Annotated in this window: 13 protein-coding genes and 1 pseudogene; 9 read left to right on the top strand and 5 right to left on the bottom strand. The window is 66.7% G+C overall.

Features of this window, described 5'->3' with window-relative positions:
* Positions 1-87: 87 nt before the first annotated feature.
* The 5 genes from ppc (at position 88) to FHT08_RS09805 (ending at position 8,090) form a co-directional block, all read left to right on the top strand.
* Positions 88-2,802 carry a phosphoenolpyruvate carboxylase gene (gene ppc, locus FHT08_RS09825; protein WP_166774983.1) on the top strand — a complete coding sequence of 905 codons (2,715 nt, stop codon included), beginning with the start codon at positions 88-90 and terminating at the stop codon, positions 2,800-2,802.
* A gap of 132 nt (positions 2,803-2,934) precedes the next feature.
* Positions 2,935-3,507 (top strand): TetR/AcrR family transcriptional regulator, encoded by a 573-nt coding sequence (locus FHT08_RS09820; RefSeq protein WP_166766267.1) that lies wholly within the window; start codon positions 2,935-2,937, stop codon positions 3,505-3,507.
* Complete coding sequence (locus FHT08_RS09815) at positions 3,504-4,541, top strand: DUF4105 domain-containing protein (RefSeq protein WP_166774982.1); 1,038 nt, start codon at positions 3,504-3,506, stop codon at positions 4,539-4,541. The genes FHT08_RS09820 and FHT08_RS09815 overlap by 4 nt, the downstream gene beginning before the upstream one ends.
* On the top strand, positions 4,538-6,562 hold the full coding sequence (locus FHT08_RS09810; RefSeq protein ID WP_166774981.1) for an alpha/beta fold hydrolase: 2,025 nt from the start codon (positions 4,538-4,540) through the stop codon (positions 6,560-6,562). The genes FHT08_RS09815 and FHT08_RS09810 overlap by 4 nt, the downstream gene beginning before the upstream one ends.
* A gap of 325 nt (positions 6,563-6,887) precedes the next feature.
* A complete protein-coding gene (locus FHT08_RS09805; RefSeq protein WP_166774980.1) occupies positions 6,888-8,090 on the top strand; it encodes an OmpA family protein in 1,203 nt (400 codons plus the stop codon).
* A gap of 282 nt (positions 8,091-8,372) precedes the next feature.
* On the opposite strand, the gene metK is transcribed toward FHT08_RS09805, so the two are convergent.
* Positions 8,373-9,584 carry a methionine adenosyltransferase gene (metK, locus tag FHT08_RS09800; RefSeq protein WP_104538497.1) on the bottom strand — a complete coding sequence of 404 codons (1,212 nt, stop codon included), beginning with the start codon at positions 9,582-9,584 and terminating at the stop codon, positions 8,373-8,375.
* A gap of 724 nt (positions 9,585-10,308) precedes the next feature.
* Between metK and FHT08_RS09795 the strand changes: the two genes are divergently transcribed.
* On the top strand, positions 10,309-11,397 hold the full coding sequence (locus FHT08_RS09795) for a metal-dependent hydrolase (RefSeq protein WP_104607362.1): 1,089 nt from the start codon (positions 10,309-10,311) through the stop codon (positions 11,395-11,397).
* A 58-nt stretch (positions 11,398-11,455) separates the two neighbouring features.
* Here FHT08_RS09795 and FHT08_RS09790 read toward each other — a convergent pair whose 3' ends face one another.
* The 4 genes from FHT08_RS09790 to FHT08_RS09775 all read right to left on the bottom strand — a co-directional run bounded on the left by FHT08_RS09790 (position 11,456) and on the right by FHT08_RS09775 (position 16,094).
* Entirely contained in the window at positions 11,456-12,283 is an 828-nt protein-coding gene (locus FHT08_RS09790) for a class I SAM-dependent methyltransferase (protein ID WP_166774979.1), read from the bottom strand.
* Positions 12,284-12,311: 28 nt separating this feature from the next.
* Positions 12,312-13,310: a tRNA dihydrouridine synthase DusB gene (gene dusB / locus FHT08_RS09785; RefSeq protein WP_166774978.1), complete on the bottom strand. Its 999-nt coding sequence runs from the start codon at positions 13,308-13,310 to the stop codon at positions 12,312-12,314.
* Between the two features lie 450 nt (positions 13,311-13,760).
* Positions 13,761-14,717: a ribokinase gene (locus FHT08_RS09780; protein WP_016903834.1), complete on the bottom strand. Its 957-nt coding sequence runs from the start codon at positions 14,715-14,717 to the stop codon at positions 13,761-13,763.
* A gap of 78 nt (positions 14,718-14,795) precedes the next feature.
* A complete protein-coding gene (locus FHT08_RS09775; RefSeq protein WP_166774977.1) occupies positions 14,796-16,094 on the bottom strand; it encodes a nucleoside transporter C-terminal domain-containing protein in 1,299 nt (432 codons plus the stop codon).
* A gap of 1,249 nt (positions 16,095-17,343) precedes the next feature.
* On the opposite strand from FHT08_RS09775, the gene FHT08_RS09770 reads away from it, so the two are divergent.
* From FHT08_RS09770 to FHT08_RS09760, 3 genes and pseudogenes are all read left to right on the top strand, one after another.
* The gene (locus FHT08_RS09770; RefSeq protein ID WP_166774976.1) at positions 17,344-18,312 is read left to right on the top strand and encodes an aldo/keto reductase; all 969 of its coding nucleotides are present in this window, start codon (positions 17,344-17,346) and stop codon (positions 18,310-18,312) included.
* 318 nt (positions 18,313-18,630) lie between these two features.
* On the top strand, positions 18,631-18,870 hold the full coding sequence (locus FHT08_RS09765) for a hemin uptake protein HemP (RefSeq protein ID WP_024938306.1): 240 nt from the start codon (positions 18,631-18,633) through the stop codon (positions 18,868-18,870).
* Positions 18,871-19,027: 157 nt separating this feature from the next.
* Positions 19,028-19,495 (top strand): annotated as a pseudogene (locus FHT08_RS09760) (TonB-dependent receptor plug domain-containing protein); the annotation flags it as partial.
* Positions 19,496-19,501 lie beyond the last annotated feature (6 nt).

Genomic DNA, 19,501 nt, shown 5'->3' with positions numbered 1-19,501 from the left:
GCTGAAACCGTCGTGCCGGCCGCGATCATCTAATCCTTTTGGGTTAGTCTTCGACGACTTTGCGCTTGAAGAGGGTGTGCGTTTCCGATGAACGAGTACCGCAGCAGTCTTGTGTTCGCCACCCCCGATCTTGCCTTGCGCGACGATGTACGTCGGCTCGGTGCACTGGTCGGTGACCTGCTCGCCGAGCAGGTCTCTGCGGAATTCCTCGATGAAATCGAACGTGTCCGCACCACGGCGATTGCGCGGCGCGAGAGCGATGCACCACCGTCTACGCTGAGCGAGCAACTGGCCGGGCGCGAGCCGCGCGAGGCCGAGTCGCTGGTGCGTGCCTTCAGCACCTATTTTCAGGTGGTCAACATCGCCGAGCGCGTGCACCGCATCCGCCGCCGTCGCGAGTACCAGCGCAGCGGCACCGACACGCCGCAGCCGGACGGGTTGCACGATGCCCTGCGCCGGCTCAAGGCGCAGGGCGTGACGCTGGACGAACTCAGCGAGTGGTTGCCGCGGATCGACGTGGAGCCGGTGTTCACCGCGCATCCCACCGAAGCGGTGCGCCGCGCGCTACTGGAAAAAGAGCAGCTGATGGTTGCCAGCCTGGTCGACAACCTGGATGGCATGCGCACGCCCAACGAGTGCACCACCGACGCGGCGCGTTTCCGTATGGCCTTGACCGCGTCCTGGCAGACCGCCGACTCCTCGCCGGTGCGCCCCACCGTGGAGGACGAGCGCGAGCACGTGGGCTTCTACCTCACCCAGGTGCTCTATCGCGTGGTCCCGGTGATGTACGAAACCCTCGAACACGCCATCGAAGAAACCTACGGCAGCGTGCCGACCCTGCCGCGGCTGCTGCGCTTCGGCACCTGGGTCGGCGGCGACATGGACGGCAATCCCAACGTGGATGCCGTCACCATCGCCGGCACGCTGGATGCGCAACGGCGTGCGGTGCTGGACCGGTATCAGAAGGAACTCTGGCAACTGGCCAGCCTGCTCAGCCAGTCGACCACGCTCGTGGCGGTGAGCACGGCACTGAGCGAGCAACTGCAGCGCTACCGCGCCTTGTTGCCGGAAGACGCCGCACGCTCGCGTCCGCGCCACGGCGACATGCCGTACCGGCTGCTCAACGATCTGATGCGTGCGCGCCTGCAGGCCACGCTGGACGATACCGAGGGTGCCTACACCAGCCCGTCGGAGCTGGAACACGACCTGCAATTGATCCTGGACAGCCTGCAGGCCAACAAGGGCCTGCACGCCGGTTGGTTTGCGGTGCGCCGCCTGTTGTGGCGCGTGCGCACTTTCGGCTTCCATCTGGCGCGCCTGGATGTGCGCCAGGAATCGAGCGTGCATGCGCGTGCGGTGGCCGATGCACTCGGCCAGGCGGATTGGGACGAACACGAACCCAAGCAACGCGCTGCATTGCTCGGTCCGTATGCGTCCGGCGAGCAGGCGTTGCCGCGCGTGGATGACGAAGGCAATGCGCGGCTGGATGCGGTGTTCGCCGCGCTTGCCGATGCGCGCAGCCGCCACGGCGCCGATGCGCTGGGCAGCTACATCATCTCGATGGCGCACAACCGCGCCGACGTGCTCATCGTACTGGCGCTGGCGCGCCGCGGCGGCCTGGTCGACGCCGCCGGCGCGGTGCCGCTGGATATCGTGCCGCTGTTCGAAACCGTGGACGATCTGCGCGGCGGTACCGGCACCGTGCAGGATCTGCTGGCCGACCCGGTCTACCGCCAGCATCTGGCCGCGCGCGGCGATACGCAGATGGTGATGCTGGGTTATTCGGACAGCGGCAAGGACGGCGGCATCACCGCCTCGCGCTGGGGGCTGCAGCGCGCGCAGGTGGAGTTGCTCGAGGCCGCCGCCGAGCTGGGTGTGCGGCTGACCTTCTTCCACGGCCGCGGCGGCTCGATCGCACGTGGCGGCGGCAAGACCAGCCGCGCGCTGGACGCCGCACCGCGCGGCAGTGTCGATGGCCGGCTGCGCGTGACCGAGCAGGGCGAGGTGATCCACCGCAAGTACGGCATCCGTGCCCTGGCGCTGCGCTCGCTGGAACAGATGACCGGCGCGGTGCTGTTGTCCAGCCTGCGCCCGCGTGCGCCCGAACCGCACGAGGATCGCTGGCGGCCGGTGATGGATCTGGTCGCCGAACGCAGCACCGTGGCGTATCGCGCCTTCGTCGGTGCGCCGGATTTCATGCAGTACTTCCGTCGTGCGACGCCGATCGATGTCATCGAACGCATGACGCTGGGCTCGCGCCCGTCGCGCCGGCTCGGCCAGGACGCGGCCTTGTCCAACCTGCGCGCGATTCCGTGGGTGTTCGCCTGGAGCCAGGCGCGTGCGGTGATCCCGGGCTGGTACGGCGTGGGCAGCGGCCTGCAGGCGGCGGTGGATGCCGGGCACGAAGCCACCTTGCGCGAGATGGCGCAGGACTGGCCGTTCTTCCGCACCTTTCTCGACGACGTGGCGATGGTGCTGTCCAAGGGCGATCTCACCATTGCCGAACTGTTTTCGCGGTTGTCGGGCGACCTGCACCAGCGGTTCTTCCCGGGTATCGGCGCCGAGCTGGCGCTGACCAAGGGCTGGGTGAAGGCGTTGACCGGCCAGCAGTCGCTGCTGCAGCACGACCCACGGCTGGCCTTGTCGATCCGCCTGCGCAATCCCTACATCGATCCGATCAGCGTGCTGCAGGTGGATCTGCTGCAACGCTGGCGTGCCACCGATGGCGAAGACGACGAGCTGCTGCGCGCGCTGGTCGCCTGCGTGAATGGCGTTTCGCAAGGCGTGCAGAACACCGGTTGATCCGCTTCGTCGCTGCGACCGTCGCATCAGACGGTTGAATCCGACCACCTGATCCGACCGTTGGTCGGAGAGGGCGTGGAATCGGCAAGCGGACTCTGGCGTGGCCGGACAAATCTGTCCGATAATGCCGCGATGACGACTCCCCGCCCTGATGCCGCGCTGCGCCGCCGGCAGATACTCGATGCCGCCGACGAAGTGTTCAGCGAACACGGCGTCAATGCCCCGCTGGAACTGGTGGTCGAGCGTGCCGGCCTTGGCCGCGCCACGCTGTACCGCAATTTCCCCGACCGGCTCGCGCTGATGACCGCGCTGATGACCCGTGGCCTGGACGGCCTGGAACGGCTGGCCGCCGATCTGGCCGAGCGCCCGGACGGGCTGGCCGTGCTGTTGCACGACGTGGCCGAGCACATCGCCCAGTCCGCGCCGCTGGTGGATTTCTGGCGGTCCATCGAACGCGCGCACCCGGCGGTGGAAACCGCCGACCGGCGTGTGGTGAGCATTTTCCTGCCGTTCGTGCATCGCGCCCGCGACGCCGGCCTGTGCCGCGCCGATGTCGACGACGAGCAGCTGCTGCTGGTGATCGACATGCTGGGCAGCTGCCTGCGCGGCAATGACGAATCCGAACGCAAACGGCTTGCCCATCGTTCGGCCGATCTGTTGATGCACGCATTGGGCATGCAGGTGCCGGAAGGCGGCACCCGATGAAACCGGCCACGCGTTCGCGCATCGGGCGCTGGTCACTGCGCGCGGCGCTGGTGCTGGCCGCGCTCTGGGGCGGGCTGGCGATCTACTTCGCGCTGAGCGGCAATGCGTTCGTACGCGCGGCGTGGGTGGGCTCGTGGTGCGCGATGGCAATCGCGGCGTTGTGGGGCTTGCGTCGTGGCCGCGAGAACTGGGCCTTGGTAGGCATCTTCAGTGCGGCATTTGTGGTGCTGGCGGCGTCGTGGTGGATGATGCAGCCCAGCCAGGACCGCGATTGGGCCGACGATGTCGCCCAACGGCTGCAGCCCGAGGTGCACGGCAACATCGTCACGCTGCACAACGTGCGCAATTTCGACTGGCATAGCGAAACCGACTACCAGCCGCGCTGGGAAACCCGCCAGTACGATCTGGACCGTCTGGTCAGCGCCGATCTGGCGCTGTCGTACTGGATGGGCCCGGCGATCGCACACACCCTGGTGTCGTTCGGTTTCGACGACGGCTCGCACGTGGTGTTCTCGCTGGAAATCCGCAAGGAGCGCGACGAGTCGTTCTCGGCATTGGGCGGATTTTTCCGCAGTTTCGAAGAGACCCTGGTGGCCGCGGACGAGCGCGACATCCTGCGCGTGCGCACCAATGTGCGCGGCGAAGACATGTATCTGTATCGGTTGGCGATTTCCAAGGTCGGGCTACGCCGCATGTTCATGGGCTACGTGGGGCTGGCCAACAAGCTGAATCGCGCGCCGGCGTTCTACAACACGCTCACCAGCAACTGCACCACGATCGTGTTCGCGTTGGCGCGGCAGTTGCAGCCCACATTGCCGATGGATCATCGCCTGCTGTTGTCCGGCTACGCCGACGAATACGCCTACGATCACGATGGGCTGCTGCCCGGCTACGACTTCGCGACACTGAAGCAGCGCGGGCATTTCACCGCACGTGCGATCGCCGCCGACAGGGCGGCGGACTTTTCCGAGCGCATCCGTGCCGGCATGCCGCAAGCACCGGCGCCTGCCGTCGCCGCGAGCGTGGCCCGGTGATGCCGCGCCGGCGTGGATGCCGCACCGCTGCAGTGCTGGCGGGCGTGCTGGCGAGCCTGTGGCTGAGCGGCTGCGCGATGGTCACGGTGCAATCGCGCAGCAGCGGCGACTACATCGCGCGCACGCGTGGCGATGTGCTCAGTACCGGCGCGTTGAGCCAGGCCAGCGGCGAGACGGTGCAGGTGGCCGGTCTGCAATCCAAGGCCTGCCGCAGCGACCCGCTGCCCTGCCTGCAGCAACTTGCCAGCGTCGCTGGCATCGGCGATGAGCGCCGGCTGGCAACGCAGGCCGAGCTGTGGACCGCGTATGCGATCGCGCTGGGCGGGCGCGACCCGACAACGATGAGCGACGCCGCAGTCGATGCCTGGCTGGAGGCCGCGCGGCATGCGTACGCGTACCTGTTCTTCACCGATCGGGCGCCCAGTGCGCGTGCGTTCGAAAATCGCCAGACCCAGGTGCGCGACTACTACAACTACGCGGTGCAGCAGGTGATCGAACGCTTGTTCGCACGCGCGCAGCAGACCGGCCAGACCGAGCGCGAGCCGACCGCCATAGGCCGCTGGCAGGTCGGTATCGACATGTCTGCGTATCGGTTGCCGGGCGGCGGCAACACGCCGCGCGCGATCTTCGCCGCCTCGGCATTGCGCTTCGATGGACTGCGCAGCACGTACCGACGCGACGGCTTCGGTGCGGAGCTGGTGGCCGAGGTGGACCCGCAGGTGGTCGGCGACCCTGCCGGACTGGCCTTGCAACAATCTGCTGCCGCTGTCGCAACACCTGAGCGTCCGCTGCCCACCTTCAGCGAGATGCCGTATGCACCGGCAACGCTGCTGCTGCGCTTCGAGGGCGATACGCTGGATGCGGTGCTGCGCGGTCGTGCCGTCACCGTGGTGCCTTACGATCCGTATCGCCAGAACGAAGTGGTACTGCATGGCCAGCGCGTGCCGCTGGCGGCCAACTTCACCGCCGCGTATGGCCTGTGGCTGGCCAGGTCCGGGTTTGCCGCGCAGTCCCTGCGGTCGATGCTGGGCAGCGCGCGCGGCATCGACCGCCCGCATCTGTATCTGATGCAGCCCTACGACCCGGACCGACGCGTGCTGCTGATGCTGCATGGCCTTGCTAGCAGCCCGGAAGCCTGGGTCAATGTCGCCAACGAAGTGATGGGAGATGAAGCGCTGCGCCAGCGCTACCAGATCTGGCAGGTGTACTACCCCACCAATGCGCCGGTGGCCGTCAACCGCGCCGAAATCCAGGCCCTGGTGGAGCGCAGCCTGCAGCACTTCGATCCGTCCGGCACGGCGACCGCATCGCACGACATGGTGTTGATCGGCCACAGCATGGGCGGGGTGATCGGGCGCCTGCTGGTGTCTTCGTCGGGCGAGCGCCTGTGGAATTCCCTGCTGGAAAACTACCGGCTGGACGGCGAGCGCGGCGCACGCGTGCGCGCGAAGTTGTCGCCGTTGCTGCATTTTTCGCCAATGCCGCAGGTCGACCGCGCCATCTTCATCGCCGCGCCGCATCGCGGCACGCCCTTGGCCGAAGGTGGGCTCGGGCGCTTCGTCGGCCGCCTGGTGCGTTTGCCGATCGCCTTGCTGGATCGCTTCGGCGATGTGTTTCAGGATCTGGCCAGCAGCGAGCGGCGCGCGCAGGGCGACGACCCGCGACGCAAGCGGCGTCTGCTGCCGCCGACCAGCATCGACAACCTGCGCGATACCGACCCGTTCGTGCGCGCCAGCATGGACCTGCCGATCTCCCCGCAAGTGCATTACCACACCATTGTCGGACGCGAAAAACCGCAGGTGCCGCTGGCCGATTCCGACGATGGCCTGGTGCCGTATCGCAGCGCGCATCTGGACGGTGCCGAGTCGGAGCTGGTGGTGACCTCCTGGCATAGCGTGCAGGAAACCCCGCAGGCAATTCTGGAAATCCGCCGCATCCTGCACGAGCAACTGCAAGCCGAAGCGGCAGACACAAACCAGGCGCAGGCCGCGCGCCCGGCTGCGACGCCTGCGACGTTCTGAGTGCGCTGCACCATCAGTGGAAGGCGTGGCTGCTAGTCACGCACCGCGGGGTGTGGAGTTTGTCCGCTGCCAATGCGCACCATTTTCCGGTACGCGTCACGGCGTTGCGATCGCTCACGCCTAGGCCGGCCAACCTAGGCAACGCGCGGTCGTCGGATGGGTGCGGACCACGCGCAGGAGCCGGAGTACACGAGCATGCCGATCCCGGCACCGACCACACTGCCTGACGGTCGCGCAGTCGTTGCGTTGGCCGCGTTTAGCGCGTTGTTTACCTGGCCCGTGCTATCAGGCGGTTCTCGAACACGCTCGAACCAGGGAAGACGCAATGCGCAAGACGCTGTCGGCAGTGATCTGGGTGCCCTTGCTGCTGGCCGGTTGCGGCCGCGGCGAAGGTCAACGCGAGGCCGCCGACCCTGCGGGCGCCACGCCGCCGGCAGCGCAGACCGCAGCGTCTCCATCTGCATCGCCACCGGTCGCCGATGAAGCGGTGCCCGAGTTCCCGGCCATCCCGTCGATCGTGGTGCCGGAGATTGCTGGCGTGACCCCGGCGCAGCGCGCACTGGAAGCCTCGCTGCAGGACATTCTCGACCCGATCGAAGGCGTCAGCGTGGCGCCGGCACGTTGCGGCGATGGCGGCAGCCTGATCAACGACGCCGGCATCACCAGCGTCGATGCCAATGGCAACCTGCTGCGCAACGGCGACGGCGGGCTGTTCGACCTCAAGGCCGATGGCAGCGGTACCGCCAACTTCGACGGCGGCCTGATCCGCGTCAATGCCGACGGCAGCGGCACCATCAACGCCAGCGGCGCCGGGGGCGACGACGCGATCATCCAGGTCCAGGCCAGCGGCGCCGGTACCTACAACGGCCCGGCCGGCCTGATCAGTCTGGATGGCAAGGGGGCAGGCACCTGGAACAGCGACAAGAGCGGTTTGGTCGACAACCACGGCGATGGCAGCGGCACCTGGAACGGCCCGCGCGGTTTGATCACCATCAACGCCGACGGCTCGGGAACCTGGAACGGCCCGGACGGACTGGTGCAGAACCGCGGCAATGGCACCGGCACCGTCGGTACCCCGCCGCGCGAAGTGCGCATGCCGCCGCTGCCGAAGGTGCCCCCGGCCGGGCGCTTCCCGCTGCTGCAGAAGTTCGCACTTCCCGGTGCACCGTGCGGCTATCTGATCACCTTGAACGAGCGCATCCTGTTCGACTTCGACAAGGCCGAAATCCGCCCCGATGCTGCGCGCGTGATCGACGTGCTGGCGGCCGCGCTCGCCAAGGTCAGCGCCAGGGAGATGGAAGTGCGCGGGCACACCGATGCCAAGGGCAGCGACGCCTACAACCAGGCGCTGTCCGAGCGCCGCGCCGAGGCGGTGCTGGCCGCATTACGCACCCGCGGTGCCGCGCAGTCGGCCGGCGCAAAAGGCTATGGCGAATCGCAACCGGTGGCACCCAATACGCTGGATGGGCAGGACAACCCCGGCGGGCGACAACTCAACCGACGCGTGGAAATCTTCCTGCGCACCTGAGTGCGGGCCGATCTGCGCGGCATTGCTCGCATGCAGACGCAGGACCAACCCAATCCCCGACAGGTGACGTATCAAGCACGCGGTTCGGCCAGGTGTGTCGATGGAATGATGCCGGCCGGTCTGCGTGTCATCATGCCGCGGCCTTGTGCAGTGCGTACCGACGGCCGGTGTGTCCGGCCCTGCCCGCCGCCTTCGGACAGGCGTTCGGCCAGAACGCAAATGGGCCGCAGACGCGGCCCATTCGCACTTGTCGCCAGCGCCGCTCCCGCAGGAGCGACTGGCTTACTTCAGCTTGGCGTCGGCGCGCAGGGCATCGGCGCGGTCGGTCTTCTCCCACGAGAACGCGGTGGCGTTGTGCTGCGCGCCGGTCGCGTCGGTGTAGGAAAACTCCTTCGGCTTGCGGCCGAAGTGACCGTAGGACGCGGTCTGCTGATACATCGGGTGGATCAGGTCCAGCATCTGGATGATGCCGAACGGACGCAGGTCGAAGTGCTTGCGGATCAGCTTTTCGATCTGCTCGTCGGCGATCTTGCCGGTGCCGAAGGTGGTGACCGAAATCGAGGTCGGCTCGGCCACGCCGATGGCGTAGGAGACCTGCACTTCGCAACGGTCGGCAAGGCCTGCAGCCACCACGTTCTTGGCCACATAGCGCGCGGCATAGGCTGCCGAGCGATCGACCTTGGACGGATCCTTGCCGGAGAACGCACCGCCACCGTGACGCGCCCAACCGCCGTAGGTGTCGACGATGATCTTGCGGCCGGTCAGGCCGCAATCGCCCACCGGCCCGCCGATCACGAACTTGCCGGTCGGGTTGATGTGGAACTTGGTGCCCTTGTGCAGCCACTTGGCCGGCAGCACCGGCTTGAGGATTTCCTCGCGCACGGCTTCGACCAGATCCTTCTGCTTGATGCCCGGATCGTGCTGGGTCGACAGCACCACCGCGTCGATCGCAGTCGCCACGCCGTCTTCATAACGCAGGGTGACCTGCGACTTGGCGTCCGGACGCAGCCAGGACAGCGCCGAGTTCTTCTTCTTGCGGATCTTGGCCTGCTGCTCGACCAGGCGGTGCGCCAGATGGATCGCGGCCGGCATGTGGCTGTCGGTCTCGTTGGTCGCATAGCCGAACATCAGGCCCTGGTCGCCGGCGCCCTGCTGTTCCGGGTTCTTGCGATCCACGCCCTGGTTGATGTCCGGCGACTGCTTGCCGATCAGGTTGAGCACGCCACAGGTCTCGCCGTCGAAACCGACGTCGGAGCTGTTGTAACCGATGTCCAGAATGACCTTGCGGGTCAGCGCTTCCAGGTCGATCCAGGCACTGGTGGTCACTTCGCCGGCAACGATCGCCACGCCCGTCTTGACCATCGTCTCGCATGCCACGCGGGCGCGCTTGTCCTGGGCCAGGATGGCATCCAGCACTGCGTCGGAGATCTGGTCGGCGATCTTGTCCGGATGGCCTTCGGAGACCGATTCGGAGGTGAACAGGTAGCTGGACATCAGGCTTATATCCCTTAATTCGGATGAAAAGATGGGTGCGGATGATACACCGTCCGACAAGCCCGTGCATTGTGCGCCTGAACAGCCCGGTGTGGCGTTAAAACCCGTGTCCTGGCGCGGGTTTGCACGGTCATCCGGGCGTCGTCAGCTTGCCATGCGTTGGTCGTATTGACCGGCCAGCATGCGCGCGTGCCTGGCGGCATGGCTGCGTGCAGCCACCCCGCTGGAGGGGAATAAGCGATGTCGTTGGCCAGCGTGCCGGGGCCAAGGCGCATGGCTGCCCTGGCGACCAAGACCTGCGCTTGTCCGATCGCAGCGCTCCGCCGCGCCTTGCAGTGGGCGCATTTGCGCGAGCGCGCTGCCGACGCCTGCGGGCGGCACACGCAACCTGCCAGCGCAACGCCCGACCACGGCGCCGAGTTTTTGTCCTGGAGACGTCCGCATGCACTTGTCCACGTTGCATCCTCCTGTCCGCGCCTTGTTCCTATCCGCTTGCCATGCGCGGCAGATGCCGGCAGCCCGCAGCTGCCGGGTGCTGCCATCGGACGTGCGCGGCGTGCAGCGTTCGCCGTCCGGGGACAGGGAATGCGGACGGAGGCCGCGGCGTCGTTTTTTCGGTCCGCAACCACGGCGCGATGCGAGCAACGTGCCTGCTGGCTGACTGCCCGCCGGCCAGAACGCGCGCGATGGCATTGGACGGTGTCCGGCCTGCTAGCATCGGCCGATGGATTCATTGACCCAGATCGTTCTTGGCGGCGCCATCGCTGCCGCCATCGCACCGGCAGGACAGCGCCGTGCAGCCCTGTTGGCCGGCGCCGCGCTGGGCACCTTGCCCGATCTCGATGCGCTGGTGTTGCTGCCGCTGACCGACGATCCGGTCACGCTGATGACGGTGCATCGCAGCGCCAGCCATTCGTTGTTCGTGCTGCCGTTGCTGGGCGGGTTGATCTGGTGGCTGTTTCGCCGTTACGGCAATGGGCGCGTGGCCGCTGCGCCCAAGCGCTGGTTCTGGGCGATCCAGCTGGCCTTGATCACGCATCCGCTGCTGGATGCCTTCACCGTCTACGGTACCCAGCTGTGGTGGCCGCTGCAGCCGCATCCGGCGATGTGGTCGAGCGTCTTCATCATCGACCCGGCCTACACGCTGTGGTTACTGCTTGCCTGCGCGGTAGGGTGGTTTGCGCGCGCACGCCCGATCGCGCAGCACGCGCTGGTGATCGGGCTGGCGCTCAGCTCCGCCTATCTGGGCTGGTCGTTGCTGGCCAAGCACCTGGTCGACCAGGAAGCGGACCGTGCGCTGGCCGCGCTCGGCTTGAAGGATGCGCCGCGCTTCTCGGTGCCGATGCCGCTCAACACCTTGCTGTGGCGCGTGGTGGCGATGACGCCCAACGGCTATGTGATCGGCGAGCGCTCGCTGGTGGCCGACAAGGGCCCGATGCAGTTTCGCGGTTATTCCAGCAACACCCAGGCGCTGGGCGAAGTGACCAGTTTCGATGCGGTGCGCCGGTTGACCTGGTTCAATCGCGGTTTCATGCGCGCACGCCTGGTCGACGACGAGCTGATGCTCAGCGATCTGCGCATGGGCCTGGAACCGGACTACAACTTCAACTTCGTGGTGGCCCATCGCCAAGACGGGCAGTGGCAACCGATCACGCCACGACAGATCCAGGCGGCCTACCGCGCGCCGGTGGCGCGCGATCAGATCGGCGAGGTGCTGGCGCAGATGTGGCGACGCATCTGGCACGAGCCGACCGGCACGGTGCTGACCGGCGACCTGGAACATGCCACCACGCCTGCGCCGGCAGCTCGGTAGGCCCGCTTGGCGGGGCCGCTCGTCAACGCGCGTGCAACACGTCGAGCAGCACGCCCGCTCAATACACCGTCGCGCGCGCCTGCACGAACGAGTAGAAGAACACCGCATTCGGGTCGCTGTGCACCTGCGCCAGTTCGCGGCGCATGCCATCCACGGTGTCTGCGTTGACCGCGCCGGCCTCGCGCAACTGGTCGGCCGCCGACAGCAGCACTTCTTCCCAGAACCCGATCATGGTCTTGCGCCGGCCCGGCTCGCGGTTGTCCAGATGCAGCGTCTTGATCTCGGTGTGCACATCGCGAAAGCCGCCGGCCAGCAGCAGGTTGCCCAGCTTGGCGCCGACGAACGGGTCGCCGCCCTGGTCGTGCTGGAAATCGTTGAAGGCCATCCAGTAGCGCCACAGGTTGGGCGAATACGGATGCAGCAGGAACGAGGCGTTCATCACCTCGGTGACATACACCGGCGAGCCCGGCAGCAGCACACGCCGCACCTCGTTGAGCACGCGCGCAGGCGAGGGCACATGCTCGAGCACCCAGCACAGGAATGCCGCATCGAACTGACGCGCCTCGAACGGAAGATCGCTCGCATCGGCCTGCTGCAGCGTGTAGCGCTCGCGGCACCATGCCAGCCGTTCCAGATTGGCGCGTGCCGCGCCCAACTGCGCCTCGCTCAGATCCACGCCGGTGACGTGCAGGTCGGGAAAACGGCGCAGCAGGATTTCGGTCTGCGCGCCCACGCCGCTGCCCACTTCCAGCAGCCGGCGTGTGCCGCTGTAGTCGATTTGGTTGAACAGCGTGGCTTCCAGCAGGCGCGCCTGCTTGAGCAGGCGTGCCTGTTCGGTGGACGAAAACCCATGCAGATAGGTCGGGGTGTCGCTTGGTGCGTTCATCGCTGCAGCTCCAGCAAAGCAGGAAAACTCAGGCAGCCGCCGCCAGCGCTGGCGGCACGCCGGCGATCAAGGCATCGAAATACGCGCGGGTCAGTTCCAGCTGCGCTTCCGGCGTTTCGGCGCGATTGACCACCGCACGGAAGTCGGCGCTCTGCGGGTGGTCCTTGGCGTACCAGCCCAGATGCTTGCGCGCGATGCGCACGCCCTGCGGCTGGCCGTAGAAGGCGTGCAGCGCTTCCAGATGGCCGAGCAAGGTGTCGCGCACGAACGCCAGCGTCGGCGGCGGCAACAGCTCGCCGCTGGACAGATAGTGCGCCACCTCGCCGAAGATCCACGGGCGCCCCTGCGCGGCACGCCCGATCATCACCGCATCCACGCCGGTCTCGCGCAGCACCTGCGCCGCCTTCTGCGGCGAGTCGATATCGCCATTGGCGATCACCGGAATCTGCAGCGCCGCCTTGATCTGCGCAATCGTGGCGTACTCGGCGGTGCCGCTGTAATGCTGATCGCGGGTGCGCCCGTGCACGGCCAGCGCGGCGATCCCGCAGTCCTGCGCGATGCGCGCGATGGTCGGGCCGTTGCGGTGATCGCAGTCCCACCCGGTGCGGATCTTCAGGGTCACCGGCACATCCACCGCCTGCACCACCGCGCTGAGGATGCGTGCCACCAGGCCCTCGTCGCGCATCAGCGCCGAGCCGGCCCAGGCATTGCAGACCTTCTTGGCCGGGCAACCCATGTTGATGTCGATCAGCTGCGCACCGTGGTCGACGTTGTAGCGCGCCGCCTCGGCCAATTGCTGCGGTTCGGTGCCGGCGATCTGCACGCTGACCGGATCCGGCTCGCCGGCATGATCCATGCGGTGCAGCGATTTGCGCGTGCCCCAGAAGCGCGGATCGGAGATGGTCATCTCCGACACCGCCAGCCCGGCGCCCAGCCGCTTGCACAACAGCCGGAACGGCTTGTCGGTGACGCCGGCCATCGGGGCGAGGATCACCTTCGGGTCGATGGAGTAGGGGCCGATCTGCATGGCGGCATTGTAGCTGGGTAGGGAATCGGGAATCGGGAATCGGGAGAGCAGTTCCGGCCTTCGGTCTTGTGCGGTTGCTGTGTGGGTCAGGTGACCAGTAGAGCGAGGGCAGCGGCGAGATTGCTGGCTGACCGTACCCTCACCCCAACCCCTCTGCCGGCGGGAGAGGGGCTTCTATTCCTTCTCCCGTCGGGAGAAGGTGGCGCGTCAGCGCCGGATGAGGGTACGGGCGCCCAACCTCGCATCACGCTTGCTTCCCGTTACCTTCACGACTGTCCGATGAAGAAGATCGGAGCTCCGGCGCAGCCGGGTTCGTAGCGTCCGTCGACGCGCAGGCCTCGACATGTCGTTTGCGGAGCGACGCAGTCTCATGGGTATGCCGATGCCCGAACGCAGAAGGCGACCGCATCGCTGCGGTCGCCTTCGTGGTCTGTTTGAAGCGCGCGCGGATCACACGGCCGGTTCGGGCACCATGCGCGGCATCGAGGTGGCAGCGCCTTCCACTTCGGTGGAGCGCGCGGCGTAGCGGGTGGCAAAGCGCACGTGGGTGATGAAGCTGGCAGTGGGCGCCTGCGCCAGCGAGGCCACCAGCGCGCCATTGAAGGCATCGCCGGCGCCGGTGGTGTCCACCGTCTGCGCGCTCTCCGCGCCCACACGGTAATGCGCAGCCGTGTCGCCGCGCAGCTGTTCTTCCGCGTGCGAGATGAAGGCGCCCACCGATCCCAGCGTCACCACCACCGTACCGCCCGGTAGCAACTTGCGGCACAACGAATGCAGCGTGTTGCCGTCCAGCGCCGCCACATCGTCTGCATTGATGCGTTCACCGACGTGGCGGCCGAGCAGGGCGGCAAATTCGGTTTCGTTGGGCGTCAGCACATCCGACAGCTTGAGCAGGCCGATCGAGGTCGGCGCATTGGCCGGAGCGGCGTTGAGTACGGTCAGTACGCCGCATTCGCGTGCCAGCGCCAGCGCCGACTCGATGGTTTCCGCCGGCGATTCCAACTGCGCCAGCAGCACGCCGGACGAGGCCACCAGCGCGCGCTGGTTGTCCACGAACGCTGCACTCAGTACCGAGTTGGCACCGGCCCCGATCACGATGGTATTGCGGCCGTGCGCGTCGACATAGATACCGCCGGTGCCGGTCGGCTCATTGCTGGGCTCGGCGATCAGCGCGAACCCGTCATGCGCAGCCAGCGAGCGCGCCAACGCGCCGCCGGCGTCGTCGCCCAATGCGCACAGAAAGTGCGTCCTGGCACCGGCACGTGCGGCCGCGACCGCCTGGTTGAAGCCCTTTCCACCCGGGCCGGTGCTGTAGCGACCGGCAATGGTGGCGCCCGGCGCAGGCAGGACATCACAGCGCCACACGTGATCGACATTGAAGGACCCGACAACGACGACCGAACTCATAAATACCCTTGACTTGAATGACTGAATGAAACGTGGCGTGCGGCGATTAGACCGTCATACCGATGAACCCGCGCCGCCTCAACCGAAATGCGAGAGCACACCGGCAATGGTAGCGGTCATGAACGTGGCGATCGAACCGCCCAGCACTGCGCGCAGGCCGAATTTGGCCAGATCGTGACGGCGTTCCGGTGCCAGCCCGCCGATGCCACCGATCTGGATCGCAATCGAGCTGAAATTGGCAAAGCCGCACAGCGCATACGTGGCAATCAGCCGACCTTCCGCGCTCAGGCCCACGCCCGGCACTTCGCCCTTCACGATACGCGACAGCTCGCTGTAGGCGACAAACTCGTTGATCACCACCTTCTGCCCGATCAGCGAACCGACCGTGGTCGCGTCCACCCACGGGGTGCCGATCACCCAGGCAATCGGCGCCAGCACGTAGCCGAAGATCGTCGACAGGTTGGTCGGGCGGCCCAGCAGCGCGGCGGCGCCGGTGATTTCGCCCAGCCAGGTCAGCGGTGCATTGATCAGGGCAATCAGCGCAATGAAGGCCAGTAGCATCGCGCCGATGTTGAGCGCCAACCGCAGGCCATCGCCGGCGCCGGCCGCCGCCGCATCGATGACGTTGCTGGTGGTCTTTTCCACTTCCATCTTGACCGTGCCGCGGGTCAGCGGGGTGCCGGTTTCCGGCACCAGCAGTTTGGCGACCACCAGCGTGGCGGGTGCGGCCATGATGCTGGCGGCGAGCAGATGCTTGGCGTAGAACGCCTGCTGCGCGGGATCGCTGCCGCCGAGCATGCCGACGTAGGCGGCAAGCACGCCGCCGGCGATATGCGCCATGCCGCCGATCATCATCGTCAGCAGCTCGGACTGGGTCATCTTGGGGATGTAAGGGCGCACCGTCAGCGGCGCCTCGGTCTGGCCGATGAACACGCTGGCGCACACGCTGGTGGTTTCCGCACCGGAGACGCGCATCACCTTGGTGATCGCCCACGCCATCGCACGTACAACGACCTGCATCACGCCCAGATGGTAGAGCACGCCCATCAGCGCCGAGAAGAAGATGATGGTGGGCAGCACCTGAAACGCGAAGATGAAGCCGTAGCTGTCGATGTTCATCAGGTTGCCGAAAATGAAGGTCGACCCCTCATTGACGAAGCTCAGCACCTTGACGAAGCCCTTGCCCAGCGAATCGAACACATCGCGTCCGCCCGGCACCAGCAGCACCAGTGCGGCGAACGAAATCTGCAGCGCCAGACCGGTGGTGACCAGCTTCCAGTCGATCGCGCGGCGGTTGCTCGAAAACAGCCAGGTGATGCCGATGAGCACCGCCAGACCGAACAGGCCGAAACCGATCCTTCCCAAACCTTCGACCATTCCAATCCCCGGGGCTGCTGACGGCAAAACGGGAAGCCTAGAGCAGGGGGTGACCGTGGGCAAGGCGAGCAGCATTCAGGGCCCGCCCGTTGGCCCGCAGGCGAGTCAGGGCGGGCGCGGGCAGTTCCCTGCGCGGGGGCAGACGAGCCACGCTTGCGCAAGGTGATGGGGCGGGGGCGTCGATTCGCTGCCCGTGCGTCGCCCGCACAGACCGCGCCCCGAAGCACGATCACCCGACCGGATGCCGCTTTTCCCTTCAGCCGTCGACAGCAACCGGTGGTGCTTGCGCGCGTGCCGGCGTGGGACCTTGACGGCATGGATGCCGCGCCAGAGCCTACAGGGACGTACTTGCGGCGTGTCCCACACCGGTAGGCGTGCAAGCGCCCTCGGCAGACCCGAAGCGTTCGCATTGAAAAGATAGATGTCGTGCATAGATGGATCGGTGTGCGGAGTTGGTCGGCAGTGCGGCGCCGCATCCAGTGGCGGGACACGCCGTGAATCCGTCCGTGGAGGCTCGGTGGCGGCATCCATGCCGCCACACGGTCCCGCCCCCGGACGCAGCACCACGCTCCCAAGAGTGCTACTGCTGATCGGCAAGCAATGCTTTCAAGCACGTGTTGATTCCTGTGGACTTCCTTTCCGATGTAATCGGCAAGCCATCTATCTGCTTTCACGGCGCCAGGATGGACGCTACGAAGGACCTGTCGCCCAGCAGGACCTCGGCATTTCTTTCCGCAACCGACAACAACCGGTGGTGCTTGCGCGGGTGCCGGCGTGGGACCTTGAGCGGCATGGATGCCGCGCCAGAGCCTACACGGACGTACTTGCGGCGTGTCCCACACCGGTACGCGTGCAAGCACCCTCGGCAGACCGAAGCGTTCGCATTGAAAAGATAGATGTCGTGCATAGATGGATCGGTGTGCGGAGTTGGTCGGCAGCGCGGCGCCGCATCCGGTGTCGGGACACGCCGTGAATCCGTCCGTGGAGGCTCGGTGGCGGCATCCATGCCGCCACACGGTCCCGCCCCCGGACGCGACACCACGCTCCCAAGATTGCTACTGCTGATCGGCAAGCAACTCCTGCATTGCCACGTCATCGTTGAACGCAATGCGCCACACCAGCAGACGTGCATGCGGGACCGATCTGTGCGGTGCCAAGGCGCCTCACCCTGTCGCCCTGGCAGCACCACGTCCTACACTGCGCACGCCGATCCGGGGCAGGGCGCCGCGGAGGTTGTTGGAGTCTGCCAATGCAATACCGTCGTCTGGGGGCCACCGGGCTGCAGCTGTCGGCCTTGTCGTTCGGGGCCTGGGTCACTTTCGGCAAGCAGATCGGGCGCAGCGAAGCGCGCAACCTGATTGCCGCTGCCTGGGACAACGGCATCAATTTCTTCGACAACGCCGAGGTCTACGCACGCGGCCGCGCCGAAGAGGTGATGGGCGATGTGATCGCCGATCTGCGCCTGCCGCGCGATGGTTACTGCGTGTCGAGCAAGGTGTTCTTCGGCTCGGTGGACAGCCCGCGGCCGACCCAGCGCGGACTCTCGCGCAAGCATGTCACCGACGCCTGCCATGCCGCGCTCAAGCGCCTGCGCGTGGACTATCTGGACCTGTACTTCTGTCACCGGCCCGACCCGGACACGCCGATCCGCGAAACCGTGCGCAGCATGGATGCCCTGATCCGCCAGGGCAAGGTGCTGTACTGGGGAACCTCCGAGTGGAGCGCCGAGCAGTTGCGCGAGGCCATCCGCATCGCCGAGCAGGAGCACCTGCACGCTCCGGCGATGGAGCAACCGCAGTACAACCTGCTGCACCGCGACCGGCTGGAGCGCGAATACGCGCCGCTGTGCGAGAGCGGGCTGGGCACCACGATCTGGTCGCCGCTGGCCTCGGGCCTGCTGACCGGTAAGTACAACGCCGGGGTGGACGCCGACAGCCGCCTCGGCCAGCCGGGCAATCAATGGTTGCAGGACGAAGTGCTAGGCGCGCCGGAAGCGCGCCGCCTGGAACGCGCCCGCGCGTTCTGCGCCTTGGCCGCCGCGCTGGGCCAGTCGCCCGCGCGCCTGGCCATCGCCTGGTGCCTGCGCAACCCGCACGTGTCCACGGTGATCCTGGGTGCCAGTCGGGTGGCGCAGCTGGAAGAAAATCTCGGCGCGCTGGAGACCTTGACCCAGGTCGAAGCCGACGGTTGGGCACGGGTAGAGGCGGCGACGCGCTGAGGACAGCCGTGCGGTGGGCGTGAGTGCGGACGGTCGACTGCGCGGTGTTGGTTCGTCGGGCTCTTCAACGCAAACGAGAGGCCGCATCTGGCCGGTCCTGCACGCCGGCCAAATCTCTCATCGCAATGGTCCGCCGTTCAGTCAGTCCTCTCGCTTGCCCAATGCAGTCCTCATCAGCAAGACAACGATCTCCCACCTAAAAAACACCGGCGGAAAACGTGGCCGGATATTTTCAATAGGCCTGGTGAATCGGAATCGTCCAATCCATGCAAAGGTCATGTCGATAAGATGAGAATGGCTCTTGATCATTAAATGAGAATGGTTATTATTTGTCTGGCCAACCGACTGGAGATCCAGATCATGACCGCTCATCCCGTGCTGCTCCGCTCCGAACCGGTCAACCTGCGCGACCGCGCTGCCCCGCGTGCCGTCCCCGCAGAAGACCTCATCAGCAGCGAGGCGCTGCTCAAAGGCCGTCGCGAAGTGCTGATCCAGCATGGCGACCGCGTCTATCGCCTGCGCCACACCAGCAACGACAAGCTCATCCTGACCAAGTAAGGCCTACCCTCCGATTCCGCGCATTGGCGCAGGGGATCGGGTCGTTTGTCGCGGGCGTTGCCGCCGCCGTCCGCGCACCCCCACGTTCTCTCCCGGCGGCCGGTCGCGGCCTAGGCTGCAGCACACGCTGCCGGGAACTTCCGTCCAAAGGTTCCCGATGATGCGCCTGCATCCGCTGGTGGTCGCGCTGTCGCTGGCGCTGCCTGCTCTTCCGTTGAGTGCTCACGCTGCCGACCTCGCCGCCAGTGGTGATGCCGCGCGTGAGGCCCACGACTTCGACCGGCTGCAGGTCACCGCCACGCGTACCCAGCGCGCCCTGGCCGATGTGCCGAGCATGGTGGATGTGATTGATCGCGAACAACTGGACAACCAACTGGTGCGCGAGCTCAAGGATCTGTTCCGCTACACGCCGGGCGTGTCGGTGACCAGCACCAGCGGCCGTTTCACCGGCGCCAGCGGCATCCGCATCCGCGGGCTGGACGGCAACCGCATGGCGACCCTGGTCGACAACGTGCCGGTGTCGGACACCTTCAGCTTCGGCAGCTACCTCAACGCCAACCGCAACTTCGTCGATCTGGAAACGCTCAAGCGCGTCGAAGTGGTGCGCGGGCCGGCCAGCGCCCTGAGCTGG

This window comes from Xanthomonas sp. CFBP 8151, assembly GCF_011761885.1.
Classification (GTDB): Bacteria; Pseudomonadota; Gammaproteobacteria; order Xanthomonadales; family Xanthomonadaceae; genus Xanthomonas; species Xanthomonas arboricola_B.
This window is presented reverse-complemented; position numbering and strand designations above follow the sequence as displayed.